The following is a 13863-nucleotide window of genomic DNA, read 5'->3' on the forward strand; positions in this document are numbered from 1 at the left end:
GGGCTGACACGCCGCTAAGCCAGACGGCACAGGGCGTGGATAAGCGAAGCGATAACAGGCACTCAGACGTAAGCCTGGTTATTCTGCCGGACAAAAAAGGGACAGTGACAGCGGTTAAATGACCGATTTACCCTCAGTATTGTTCAGGTTGTTCTATATTTAGTGTCGTCGAAAGTAAAATAACAGCTGGAGCATGGATTCATGTCGAAAGAAACAGAGAAGAAACCACTGAGCGAACACGCCCCCACCACTGGTCCGGAATCATCAGAACCGGGTCTGGGATCGCTGGCACCGAAAGATGGTTCGCATCAGCCCCCAGCCGAACCGACCCCGCCAGGCAAACAGCCCACCGCCCCGGGCAGCCTGAAAGCGCCGCAGACACACAGCGCCAAACTTGACCAGCTTGAAGCCAGCCGTAAAAACGGCACTCATCAGGCTCTCACCACGAACCAGGGCACGCGCATCGCCAATGACCAAAGCTCATTGCTCGCGGGTTCGCGAGGTCCGACGCTGCTGGAAGACTTTATACTGCGTGAGAAAATCACGCATTTTGACCATGAACGTATCCCGGAGCGTATCGTTCACGCCCGTGGTTCTGCCGCACACGGCTATTTTCAGCCTTACCGCTCACTGAAAGATCTGACCAAAGCGCAGTTCCTGAGCGACCCCGAGCAGACCACGCCGGTGTTCGTGCGTTTCTCCACGGTTCAGGGTGGCGCTGGCTCTGCGGATACCGTACGTGATATCCGCGGTTTCGCCGCCAAGTTCTACACCGAAGAAGGTGTCTTTGACCTGGTCGGTAACAACACGCCGGTGTTCTTTATTCAGGATGCCCATAAATTCCCTGACTTTGTGCACGCCGTTAAGCCGGAGCCGCATAATGAAATCCCGCAGGGTCAGAGTGCCCATGACACCTTCTGGGATTACGTCTCTCTGCAGCCAGAAACCATGCACAACGTCATCTGGGCGATGTCTGACCGGGGTATTCCGCGCAGCTATCGCACCATGGAAGGTTTTGGCATTCACACCTTCCGCCTGATCAACGCCGAAGGCAAAGCGACCTTTGTCCGCTTCCACTGGAAGCCGGTGGCCGGTAAAGCTTCGCTGCTGTGGGATGAGTCGCAGAAACTGACCGGTCGCGATCCCGACTTCCATCGCCGCGATCTGTGGGAAGCGATTGAAGCTGGTGATTTCCCGGAATATGAACTGGGTCTGCAGCTGATCCCGGAAGAGGATGAATTCAAATTCGACTTCGATATTCTGGATGCCACCAAGCTGATCCCGGAAGCGCTGGTGCCGGTGGAAATTGTCGGCAAGATGGTGCTGAACCGTAACCCGGATAACTTCTTTGCGGAAACCGAGCAGGTGGCGTTCCACCCTGGCCATATCGTGCCGGGCCTGGACTTCTCCAACGATCCACTGCTGCAGGGCCGTCTGTTCTCCTATACCGACACGCAGATCAGTCGTCTGGGCGGACCGAACTTCCATGAGATCCCGATTAACCGTCCGACCTGCCCGTACCATAACTTCCAGCGTCAGGGCATGCATCGTCAGGACATCGACACCAACCCGGCGAACTACGAGCCGAACTCGATCAACGACAACTGGCCGCGCGAAACGCCACCGGCTGCGAAAGGCGGCGGTTTCGAGAGCTATCAGGAGCGGGTTGAGGGCCACAAAGTGCGCGAGCGCAGCCCGTCATTCGGTGAATATTATTCCCAGCCGCGCCTGTTCTGGAACAGCCAGACGGAAGTTGAACAGCAGCACATCATTGGTGCCTACTCATTTGAACTGAGTAAAGTGGGCCGTGCCTACATCCGTGAGCGCGTGGTGGATCTTCTGGCACGCATCGATACTAAACTGGCACAGGGCGTAGCGGATAATCTGGGCCTCGCCCTGACCGATGAGCAGCGCAATATCCAGCCTCCTGCGACGGTGAATGGCCTGACGAAAGATGACAGCCTGAGCCTCTACGCTATCCCGGATGGTGAGATTAAAGGCCGTCAGGTGGCGCTGCTGCTGAGCGATGGTGTGAAAGCAGCGGATGTGCTGGCGATTTTACAGGCGCTGAAAGCGGAAGGTGTGCACACAAAACTGCTGGCGCCGCATATGGGCCAGGTGCGCGCGGATGACGGTTCTGTGCTGCCGATCGATGCCACCTTCGCCGGCCTGCCGTCTCTGACTTTTGATGCGGTGATGGTGCCGAATGGTAATATTGATGCCCTGCTGTTAAGCGGCGATGCCCGCTACTTCCTGCTGGAAGCCTACAAGCACCTCAAGGTGATTGGTCTGGTGGGCGACGCGCGTCGCTTTAAAGCGCAGTTCGGTCTGGAAGATGCCGAGCAGGAAGAAGGCATTGTGCAGGGCGACTCGGCGGAGGACGCACTGATGTCTGATTTTACGCAGGCAATGAAGGCGCACCGCGTTTGGTCACGCAGCCAGAAGGCACAGTCCGTTCCTGCCTGATGCGTTAAGTGAATAAAAAACCGCCCCTGGGGGCGGTTTTTTTATGCTGAAACTGTAGCACGGCCGCGTGCGCAGTGATCCGTCAGATATTCCGTTATCAGAAAGTCTGCCAGTTCTCATTGTCTGTCACCGCGACAGGCTGGCGTTTGGGCACGGCAACCACCTTCGCAACCGGTGCGGCGGAGAACGCGGCGTGCAGGCTGCCGGTTTTAAAGACCGATACCGTTTTACGCAGGTAGCTCGCCTGCTCTTCCAGTGAGGCAGCAGCAGTCGCAGACTCCTCCACCAGCGCGGCGTTCTGCTGCGTCACACCATCCATCTCAGAAACCGCAATGCAGACCTGCTCAATGCCACGGGTCTGTTCAGTCGAGGAGGCAGCGATCTCTTCGATCAGCTGCGTCACCCGGCTCACCGACTTCACGATGCTCTCCATGGCGATACCCGCCTGGGAAGCGTGACCGGCACCGGTTTTAATGCGCTCCACTGAACGGTCAATCAATCCACGAATCTCCTGCGCGGCACTGGCGCTGCGTCCGGCCAGCGAGCGTACTTCACCTGCGACAACGGCAAATCCACGCCCCTGCTCACCGGCACGCGCGGCTTCAACCGCGGCGTTCAGCGCCAGAATATTGGTCTGGAAGGCGATGCTGTCGATAATGGCGATAATACCGGCGATCTGATTCGAGCTTTCGCTGATCTGATCCATGTTGGCGATAACGCGGGCAACGGTTTCGCCGCCCTGCAGGGCGGTGGCTGACGCCTCTTTCGACACCGTTGTCGCCTGCTGCGCATTGTCTGCGTTGAGCTTCACCGTTGAGGTGAGCTGCTCCATGCTGGCGGCGGTCTGTTCCAGTGCGGCAGCCTGCTGTTCAGTACGGGAAGAGAGATCGATGCTGCCAGCGGAAATTTCCGCTGCACCGGTAAAAATAGAACGGGTCGCATCATCGACCGAAGTAATGGTCACCACCAGCGCATCGCGCATCTGTTGCAGTTCCTGAATCAGCAGGCCCATCTCATTGCGGCCTTCGTGCTGAATATCAGAGGTTAAATCACCTGCCGAAATGGTGCGCATATGACCTGTCAGCCTGGCCAGCGGACTAATCAGCAATTTTTGCAGTCCCATCCAGACCGCCACGCCAATCACGCCAGTGATCAGGCCAATCGTCAGCAGCGCCCAGAGCGCATCTGTCAGACTACGCTGGTTATGTTCTGAGGTATCCTTCATCAGCTGGATGTTCACCGCACGCCAGGCCTCATAGGCACTGTCGAGCTGGTCCTGCGCCGCCTGTGCTTCGAGGTTGCCGTAGGCCGCGTAATTACCCTGCTTTAAAAAGGTAATTGAGGCCAGCATAGTCTCATGCATCTGCTGATAGGCGGTCTGAACCTGCGCCGACTGCGCTTCGCTCTGCCCCTCTTTGCGCGGCATCGCCTGCCAGGCTTTAAAGTCGGCATCGGCTCTGTCCGCAGACTGGCCCGCCTGCTCCAGCAGCGTGGCGATGGCGGCCAGTGATTTAGGATCCTGCTGGTTTTTCAGGAAACGGATAGCGACGCGGTTGATGGTCACGCGGGTTTTAATCAGCGTTTTCACCGCATCGCTCAGGTGCTGCTGCTGCAGTGTCAGCTGTTCTGCTGCCACGAAGTTTTTGTCGGCGTTTGAGACGCCGTTGTAAAACAGAAATCCGGTCAGGGTCAGTAACGTAATAAAGACGGCAAGCACCGCCAGAATACCGTGGGTTATTTTAAGATTTTTAAGCATGTCTGCAGGCTCATATCAGAGAAGTTAGAGTGGTTATCGGCTGGCTTGAGATTTATCTGAGTCTGCGAACCAAGAAGTTAACAAGACGCCACCTGCCGGGCGCAGCCAGCGCGCCGCTCAGGACATAATAAAGTTGCGGCTCTGCCTGAACGCATTTGACGCTTAACAACCGACCCTGTGCTGTGGTTGAATTCGCCCCTTACTTTTTCGCACGTGGTTAACATGCATTACATTCAGAGTCTGATGAGTTTTATAGAGGGAAACAGAGTGCTGTCGATCAGCTTTAGCCTGTTGCTGCTGATCGTGGCCGGGCTGGTCACTCACCTGATCTGCAAATTCTTCATCGTCAAAGTGATCAGGAAGGTCTTTTTCAGCAGCCATAAAAAGGGTGTGCCACTGGATAAGGACATTCGCCTCTCTCAGAAGCTGTCAAATTTTGTGCCAGTGATTGTGGTCTACAACTTTCTGCAATTTATGCCAGGCCTGCCTGAAAACCTGAAAGTGGCGATTCAGACCATCTGCGGCATCCTGTTTTTTGTCTATCTGTCGATCTTTTTCAACGAAGTGCTGGAGATTGTTAACAACTCCTATACGCGCAAATCCAAGCGCAAGAATCACTCGATCAAGGGCTATATCCAGATTGGCAAAATCCTGGTGCATATCATCGCCGCAATCATGATTCTGGCGATTATGTCCAATAAGTCACCTGCCATTATTATCTCCTCGCTGGGTGCGGTTGCCGCGGTGCTGATGCTGATCTTCCAGCATACGCTGCTGTCGCTGGTGGCGAACATTCAGCTCTCCTCCAACGATGTGCTGCAACTGGGCGACTGGATTGAGATGCCGGACAGAAACATCAGCGGCGAAGTGATCGACATTGCGCTGCATACCATCACCATCCGCAACTGGGATAACACTATTTCACGTATTCCGACCAAGAACTTCCTGACCGAAACCTACACCAACTGGCAGGCGATGTTCTCGTCGGGTGCGCGCCGCATCATGCGCAGCTTTCATCTGGATCAGAAGTCGATCACTTTTGTGAATCAGGAGATGCTGCAATCGATGAGCCAGATCCGCCTTGCAGGTGAAACGATCACTGAGCTGCTGGATGGACGCGATATCAATGCCGTCGGCGAACGCTGGTTTATGGAGAACGGCATTACTAATCTGATGGTGTTCCGTAAATACCTGTCTGCCTGGCTGGCCCAACGCGATGACATTATGAAAGAGATGTATATCGTGGTGCGGCCGCTGAAGCCGTCGCCGGATGGGCTGCCGGTGGAGATCTACTGCTTCACCTCATCGATTTTCTGGGCGGATTATGAAAATACTCAGGCGGCGATTTTTGAGTATATCTATGCAATAGCCCGCGTGTTTGAACTGCAGATCTACCAGCATCCGGCAGGTTCCGATTTCGCCCGACTGGCTCAGCCACGGCCCGAGAGCCGGGATGCGCAGCAGAGCGGCATACAGTAACCGATGATGCGCGGTGGCAATCTCCTGCCACCGCCGTAGTAAACGTTGCTAAGCCTTAGCTCTTGCTGAGCGCATAGTTCAGCACTTTGTCATTTTTCATCTGCACGGTCAGCGTCTGCCCCTCGGTGGTGTTCAGGGTGCGCGCCTCGCTGTAGGTCCATTTCAGCAGCCGCTGCCCGTCCGGGTAAGGCGTTTCACTGTCAGGCTGACCAAACAGCGCAATCAACTGAGCTTTGGTGGTCTGACCGGCATGAATGTGCTGCAGATTACTGTTGTCCAGCCGATGTCCGACCCGATTAGAACAGGCGGCGAGCAGTAAGAGCGTGGCTAACAGAACGCGTTTCCTCACGTAACATCCTTTTGAAGTGTTCAGCGCCGCAGGTCATCCAGTACGACCTGCGCGATCGCGCTTAAGCTTATAGCGAATCCGCGCTATCCGGCAGGGTTTTCTGCGCCTGCGCCGTCTCCTTTCCCCAGGCAGAGGCCGATTCAGGGTAATTAACGCAAATTAATGCCACCAGACACCTCGCCGCCCTGCGATTGCAACATCTTAGTCTATGATTACTTTCTGTATGCCGCGTGGAAGCGGTCTCACTCCCCCTTCCCGCCGCATAACGCTGAACATCAGTCCTGCGTTCTGGCTGAAGAGACGCGCCAGCCCACCTGGCATCCTGGTCTCGCTGCACGGTTTATGATTTCTGACGCTTACGTCATCGACATCCTTTTCACGCGGTGGTCGCCATCGCGTATTTCCAGGCTAAATGAGGCAACTGAATGGAATCCAAATCTTTTTTTAAAAGTTGGGGCGCTGAACGGGTTGCCATTGATGAGGTGCGTTTCCGCCTCTGGGCAACCGGTCAGCAACGCGTGACGCTGCGTCTCTCCGGCAAAGACATTGAAATGACACCGCAGGCAGATGGCTGGTTTGAAACCCAGGTCGCGGGTGTGGCAGCGAATGCCGAATATGATTTTGTGCTGGCGGATGGCACGACCGTGCCCGATCCCGCCGCCCGCGCTCAGAAAGCGGAAGTTAACGGCCCGTCGCTGGTGATCGATCCTGATGCGTATCAGTGGCAAAACACAGGCTGGAAGGGCCGTCCGTGGCAGGAGTCGGTAGTGTATGAACTGCACATCGGCACCTTTACGCCTGAAGGCACCTTCCGGGCGGCAATTGAAAAACTGCCGATGCTGGCTGAAACCGGCATCACCATGATTGAAGTGCTGCCGGTGTCGCAGTTTGGCGGTAATCGCGGCTGGGGCTACGATGGCGTGCTGCTCTATGCACCCCATGCTGCCTACGGTTCGCCCGATGATTTCAAAGCCTTTATCGATGCGGCGCACGGCCATGGTCTGTCTGTTGTGCTGGATATCGTGTTGAACCACTTCGGCCCGGAAGGTAACTATCTGCCGCTGCTCGCGCCAGACTTCTTCCACAAAGAGCGCCAGACGCCGTGGGGCGCGGGTATCGCCTATGACGTGGATGCGGTACGCCGCTATATCGTGGAAGCGCCGCTCTACTGGCTGCAGGAGTTTAATCTGGATGGCCTGCGCTTTGACGCCATCGATCAGATTGATGACCCGAGCGAAAAACATGTGCTGATTGAGATTGCTGAGCGCATCCGCGCCACTATTACCGACCGCCCTGTTCATCTCACTACCGAAGACTGCCGTAACGTTACCTTCCTGCATCCGCGTGATGAAAACGGAGAAGCGCCGCTGTTCACCGGCGAATGGAACGATGACTTCCATAACGCCGTGCATGTGCTGGCAACCGGTGAAACGCACGCTTATTACCAGGATTTCGCCGACCAGCCGGAACAGCGTGTCGCGCGGGCGCTGGCCGAAGGCTTTGTCTATCAGGGCGAGGTTTCACCGCAGTCGGGCGAGCCACGCGGCGTGAAAAGCAGCGGTCAGCCGCCTGTCGCCTTTGTCGACTTTATCCAGAACCATGATCAGACGGGTAACCGTGCACAGGGCGAAAGGCTGGTCTCGCTGGCAGGTGCAGAGCGGACGCAGGTGCTGCTGGCCATGTTACTGGTCTCGCCGCACATCCCGCTGCTGTTTATGGGTGAAGAGTATGGTGAAACCCGGCCTTTCCTGTTCTTTACCGATTTCCACGGTGATCTGGCCAAAGCGGTGCGCGAAGGCCGTGCCCGCGAGTTTGAAGGCCATGCCGGTCACGGCGAAACGGTGCCGGATCCCAATGATGTCACCACCTTTGAACAGTCGAAGCTTAACTGGCCGCGCACAGAAACGCCGGAGGGTCAGCAGTGGCTGGCGCTGACGCGTCATCTGCTGGCGCTGCGTCAGGAACATATCGTGCCACTGCTGCAGACGGCCGGGGGTGATGCCGGTCAGATGGTGGAAACGTCAGAAGGTTTCCTGGCAGTACGCTGGGACTTCCCGCTGGGCACACTGTCACTGGCGCTGAACGTCGGCGACAGCACGCAGCCGATCCCGGATTTGCCGGGCGAAACCCTGTTTGCCTGGCCGCAGACCGCCACCGAACTGATTCCCAACGCGATTGTCGTGCGTCTGGAAAAGAGAGAAGCAGAATGAATATTCCAACCGCAACGTACCGCATTCAGTTCCGCAACGGCATGACCTTTGACCGTGCGGCGGCGCTGGTGCCCTACCTGAAACAGCTGGGTATCAGCCATCTCTATGCGTCGCCGATCTTCAGCGCGACCGCAGAGTCGACTCACGGCTATGACGTGACCGACGTTAACCAGATCGAGCCGTCGATTGGCGGCCGTGAAGGCTTTGATCGCATGGCTGCCGCGCTGAAAGCCGCCGGTCTGGGGCTGATTCTCGATATCGTCCCTAACCATATGGCCGCCTCGCTGGAGAACACCTGGTGGCGCGACGTTATTGAGCATGGCGAACAGAGTCGCTATGCCCGTTATTTCGACATCGACTGGTCGCGCCGCCTGACGCTGCCGTTCCTCGGTGACACTTTTGAGGCTGTGCTGGAAAAAGGTGAGATCAGTGTGCAGCGCGATCCGCAAACCGGCAAACCGGCGCTGGCCTACTTCGATAATTTCTATCCGCTGAAGCCGGAAACCTGGCAGGATCGGGAAGAGGCCGTACTGGCCCTGCGTGATGCTGCACAGATTGCTGAACTGCATGACCAGCAGCCGTGGCGCCTGATCTCCTGGCGCGATGCGCCCAACGATCTCTCCTACCGTCGCTTCTTCGAAGTGACCGGTCTGGTGGGCGTGCGTGTGGAAGATAAAACGGTCTTTGATGCCGCACATCAGCTGATCCTCGAACTGGTCCACAGCGGCGCGGTGCAGGGATTGCGCGTTGACCACGTGGATGGTCTGGCCGACCCGCGCGGCTATCTGGAGCAGTTACGCCAGGCTGCCGGTCCCGACTGCTATCTTACCGTGGAGAAAATCCTCGGCGACAATGAACAGCTGCCTGACGAGTGGCCGGTTTCCGGCACCACCGGGTATGAGTTTATGGCTGCTCTCGCCAATCTGCTGGTCGACAGCGACCGCCTGAGCGGCCTGCGCAAGGCGTATCAGGCCGTTATCGGCAAAACCGTCGATATGAAAGCGGAGCTGCGTGCTGCCAAACTGCTGATGGCGAACCGCAACTTCGCCGGTGAATTTAACCGGTTACAACAACTGGCACTGAAGATTGCCGGTGCAGAGGGCGAACCACAGCCGGAGGCGGAACTGAAAAATGCGCTGCGTGAGCTGCTGGTTGCCTTCCCGGTTTATCGCACCTACGGCACGCCAGAAGGCCTGACATCCGCCGACACTGCGCTGCTGCAACAGGTGGTCAGCGAGGTCAAAGCCAGCGACCACGCGCCAGACACCCAGGCGCTCGACTTCCTGACGCGTATTCTGCGCGCTGACGTTGCCGACGCTGCTCGCGACGATGCCACGCAGTTCCGCACCCGCTTCCAGCAGCTGACCGGGCCGCTGATGGCGAAATCAGTCGAGGACACCCTCTTCTTCCGTCAGCATATGGCGCTGGCGCTGAATGAAGTCGGCGCTGAACCGCTGGCACGTCACTTCTCGCTGGATCAGTTTCATGCCGAGATGCAGGCGCGGCGCGAACATCAACCCGATGCGCTGTCAGGCACCTCAACGCACGATACCAAGCGCGGTGAAGATGCCCGTGCGCGTCTCTATACGCTGACCGAAGCGCCGCAGCGCTGGGCGGAGTGCGTCAGCCGCTGGCGGGAGATGAATCAGGATCATGTCGTTCGCCTGAAAGATGGTCCGGCACCGGAGCCGGCCGTCGAGTGGATGCTGTATGAAGCACTGGCCGGGGTCTGGCCTACGACGCTTCAGCCGCAGGATGCTGACGGCCTGGCGGCGCTGGAAGCCCGCTTTGTGGTCTATGTGGAGAAAGCACTGCGCGAAGCCAAACTCCGCACTGACTGGGCCGACAACAACGACGCCTATGAAGAGGCGGTGCTGGGCTATGCCCGTCACCTGCTCGCGCCCGCTAACAGCGCATTCCTCAGTGACTTCTGCCAGTCACTTCAACCCTTTATGCGTGCCGGACTGGTTAACAGTCTGACCCAGACCGTGGTGAAACTTACCGCACCTGGCGTACCCGATATTTACCAGGGCAGCGAGGCGCTGGACTTCAGCCTGGTCGATCCCGATAACCGCCGCGAGCCCGATTTCGACGCCCTGGCGGCGATGCTTACCGCGCCACAGCACGACGGCAGTGAAGCGCACTGGCTGCGTGGTCAGGTCAATCAACAGGCGATTGTGAAGCTGCTGGCGCTGCGTCAGCAGCAGCCTGAGCTGTTCCGTCGCGGCGATTATCTGGCGCTGTCGGCGGAGGGCGAGCAGCAGGATAAGGTGCTGGCTTTTGCCCGCACGCTTCAGGATCAGGCGGTGATTGTAATTGTGTCACGCCGGGTGTTTAACGCGCTGCCAGAGAATCTCGATCAGCCACCCGCCGCGCGCTGGGCTGATACGGTCATCGCCCTGCCTGCGGCACTGGGCCAGCGTGAGTATCAGGATGTCCTGAGCGGTAAAACGCTTGATGCAGGCGACCCGCTGCCGCTTACAGAGCTGGCGGCACAGTGGTGCGCTGTGCTGGTCGCAAAATGAAAACCGGCACCGAAGTTTTATACGCGTCAATCTGTTCATTGAATAACGAGGCATAAATGTCAAACAGTCAGCGTTTTGAAATTACGGCGGGTTACAGCCATTTACTGGGGGCAAACTTTGATGGTCAGGGCGTGAACTTCGCCCTGTTCAGCGCCCACGCCGAGCGGGTTGAACTCTGTCTGTACGATCCCAGCGGTAAAACGGAAATTGCCCGGCTGGAACTGCCGGAATATACCCACGAAGTATGGCACGGCTACATTCCGGGGCTGAAACCCGGCGCGCTCTATGGCTATCGCGTCTATGGCCCTTATGATCCGGAAAATGGTCATCGCTTTAACCCGAACAAGTTACTGCTCGACCCGTACGCGCGTGAACTGGCGGGTGATATCGCCTGGAACGAGGCACACTTCGCGTACGATCTCTACCACGACGATAAAGATCTGACGTTCGACACCCGCGACAGCGCACCGTTTACACCAAAGTGCCGGGTTATCGATCCTAATGAATTCGACTGGCACGATCAAAACCGCCCGAACGTGCCATGGCCGAAAACCGTCATCTATGAAACCCACGTCAAAGGCTTCACGCAGCTCAATACCGCGCTGCCGCCGGAAATGCGCGGCACCTTTGACGGCATGAGCCACAAATCGACCGTCGACTATATCAAAAGTCTGGGCATTACCTCGGTTGAACTGCTGCCGGTGCACTGGTTCCCGGATGATCAGCATCTGCTGGATAAAGGGCTGAAAAACTTCTGGGGTTACAACACGCTGGGCTTCTTTGCGCCCGCGACCCGCTATTTCGGGCCGCGCGGTATTCAGGGCTTCCGTGACATGGTGCGCGCCTTCCATGATGCCGGTATCGAAGTGATCCTCGACGTGGTCTACAACCACACCGCCGAAGGCAATGAGCTGGGCCCGACGCTGTCGTTTAAGGGCATCGATAACTTCTCCTATTACCGTACGATGCCAGACCAGCATCGTTACTACATCAACGACACCGGCACCGGCAATACCGTCAACACCTCACATCCGCGCGTGCTGCAGATGGTGCTCGACTCGCTGCGTTACTGGTCAGAGTCGATGCATATCGACGGTTTCCGTTTCGACCTCGGCACCATTCTCGGTCGTGAGCCCGATGGATTCGACCCGCGCGGCGGCTTCTTCGATGCCATAATGCAGGACCCAATCCTGTCGCAGAAAAAGCTGATTGGCGAACCCTGGGATATCGGTCCGGGCGGCTATCAGGTGGGCAGCTTCCCGCCTGGCTGGGCAGAATGGAACGATCAGTACCGCGATACCGTGCGTGATTACTGGAAAGGCAACAACGTCTCTACCGACTTTGCCGCCCGCCTGCTGGGGTCTGGCGACCTTTACGATCAGCACGGACGTCGTCCGTGGGCCAGCGTCAATTTCATTACCGCACACGATGGCTTCACCCTTAACGATCTGGTGTCGTACAACGACAAACATAACGATGAGAATGGCGAAGATAATAACGACGGTCACAACGACAACCGCTCATACAACTACGGCGTTGAAGGCCCGACCGATGACGAAGGCATTAACGCGGTGCGTGAGCGTCAGAAACGTAACTTCCTTGCTACGCTGATCTTCTCTCACGGCACGCCGATGCTGCTGGCAGGCGACGAGTTTGGTCGCAGCCAGATGGGCAACAACAACGGCTACTGTCAGGACAGCGAAATCTCCTGGGTACACTGGGATAACCTGCCTGAGTCCGCTGAGGCGCTGCGCGAGTTCACCCGTCAGATCCTGACACTGCGTGCTCAACAGCCGTTGCTGCGCCGCGAAAACTGGCGCGACGGTATGGACATCAAATGGTTTAACGCCGGTGGCGGCTTCCAGCAGTCTGAGCAGTGGGATGAAGGCTCAACGCTGGGGGTTTATATCGGCCGGCCGGATCTGCAGACCGAGGAAGGCATCTGGCATGATGTACTGATGCTGCTTAACCCGTTTGAAGGCAATGTGCCGTTCCGCATTCCGCAGTTCGGTGAAGGCGGCTGGGTGCTGGAGCTGACCACCAGCGACACCGCGAAGCGCGGTCTGGTGATCACCAAAGAGAAGGATTTCGAACTGGAAGGACGCAGTTTCGCCCTGTTCAGACGTCCCTAGCCGTTAACTCCGGTTAAAAAGCAGTCATCTGGCGCAGCGCATTTCGCGCTGCGCTTGTGTTTCTGCCAATGGGTGCCAGGCTTAACCGGTTGTTAATAGTAAGAATTGATGCTGATAAGGAGGCATAATGTCCAGATTTACGCAGAAAGTTGTGGTTGTGACAGGTGCCGGGTCCGGCATTGGCGAAGCCACCGCGAAGCGCTTCGCTGAAGAAGGGGCGTCAGTGGTGCTGGTGGGACGTACCGCACAGAAACTGGAAGAGACGCTGGCTGGGATGACACCGGGTGACCACCTGGTGGCAGCATGCGACGTCTCAGAAGCCGAACAGGTTAAACAGCTGTCAGAAACCGTGCTGAAGAAATATGGCCGTGTTGACGTGCTGGTCAATAATGCAGGCGTTATCGTGCAGGGCCGCGTTCATGAAGTCGGACTCGACGCATGGAAAACCCTGATGAAAACCGACCTTGATGGCGTTTTCCATGGTGTTCACTATTTCATGCCTGCCCTGCTAAAAAGCAAAGGCAACGTGGTCAACATCTCTTCCGTTTCCGGCTTAGGCGGCGACTGGGGCATGAGCATCTATAACGCAGCAAAAGGGGCGATTACAAACTTCACCCGTGCGCTGGCTATGGACTACGGTGCAGATGGCGTAAGGGTCAATGCAATCTGTCCTGGCTTTACCTTAACCGATCTGACTGAAGATGCCAGTCAGGACCAGGAGTTGATGGAACGCTTTTACGATCGTATTCCGCTGCAGCGCGCCGGGAAAGCCGATGATATCGCCCATGCTATTCTGTTTATTGCCAGCGAAGAAGCCAGTTATATTACAGGTGTTAATTTGCCGGTCGATGGCGGAATTACCGCATCAAATGGTCAGCCTAAGCAGGCATAAATATCAGGGCAGCGTTATTACGCTGCCTGTTTATTCTGAGCACCTGGCCTGATT

At 57.0% G+C, this 13863-nt stretch carries 8 protein-coding genes; 6 read left to right on the forward strand and 2 right to left on the reverse strand.

The features are described from left to right. The first annotated feature begins 201 nt into the window (after positions 1-201). Entirely contained in the window at positions 202-2466 is a 2265-nt protein-coding gene (gene katE / locus P2R09_RS13285) for a catalase HPII (protein ID WP_275770322.1), read from the forward strand. Positions 2467-2563: 97 nt separating this feature from the next. Here the strand turns inward: katE and P2R09_RS13290 are convergent, their stop codons facing one another. Then, positions 2564-4222 (reverse strand): methyl-accepting chemotaxis protein, encoded by a 1659-nt coding sequence (locus P2R09_RS13290; protein ID WP_275770324.1) that lies wholly within the window; start codon positions 4220-4222, stop codon positions 2564-2566. Between the two features lie 222 nt (positions 4223-4444). On the opposite strand from P2R09_RS13290, the gene P2R09_RS13295 reads away from it, so the two are divergent. Next, positions 4445-5701, forward strand: a complete 1257-nt coding sequence (locus P2R09_RS13295; protein ID WP_003850244.1) for a mechanosensitive ion channel domain-containing protein — start codon at positions 4445-4447, stop codon at positions 5699-5701. Positions 5702-5756: 55 nt separating this feature from the next. On the opposite strand, the gene P2R09_RS13300 is transcribed toward P2R09_RS13295, so the two are convergent. Further along, complete coding sequence (locus P2R09_RS13300) at positions 5757-6050, reverse strand: hypothetical protein (protein WP_275770326.1); 294 nt, start codon at positions 6048-6050, stop codon at positions 5757-5759. A 425-nt stretch (positions 6051-6475) separates the two neighbouring features. Between P2R09_RS13300 and treZ the strand changes: the two genes are divergently transcribed. The 4 genes from treZ to P2R09_RS13320 all read left to right on the forward strand — a co-directional run bounded on the left by treZ (position 6476) and on the right by P2R09_RS13320 (position 13809). Further along, positions 6476-8260: a malto-oligosyltrehalose trehalohydrolase gene (gene treZ / locus P2R09_RS13305; protein ID WP_275770328.1), complete on the forward strand. Its 1785-nt coding sequence runs from the start codon at positions 6476-6478 to the stop codon at positions 8258-8260. Beyond that, on the forward strand, positions 8257-10785 hold the full coding sequence (gene treY, locus P2R09_RS13310; protein ID WP_275770330.1) for a malto-oligosyltrehalose synthase: 2529 nt from the start codon (positions 8257-8259) through the stop codon (positions 10783-10785). Before treZ ends, treY begins: the two co-directional genes overlap by 4 nt. A 56-nt stretch (positions 10786-10841) precedes the next feature. Continuing rightward, positions 10842-12917, forward strand: coding sequence for a glycogen debranching protein GlgX (glgX, locus tag P2R09_RS13315; RefSeq protein WP_275770332.1), 2076 nt, complete (start codon positions 10842-10844; stop codon positions 12915-12917). Positions 12918-13044: 127 nt separating this feature from the next. Next, positions 13045-13809, forward strand: coding sequence for an SDR family oxidoreductase (locus tag P2R09_RS13320; RefSeq protein ID WP_275770334.1), 765 nt, complete (start codon positions 13045-13047; stop codon positions 13807-13809). Positions 13810-13863: the final 54 nt, after the last annotated feature.

The organism is Pantoea sp. Cr_R13 (assembly GCF_029222565.1).
GTDB classification, from domain to species: domain Bacteria; phylum Pseudomonadota; class Gammaproteobacteria; order Enterobacterales; family Enterobacteriaceae; genus Pantoea; species Pantoea eucalypti.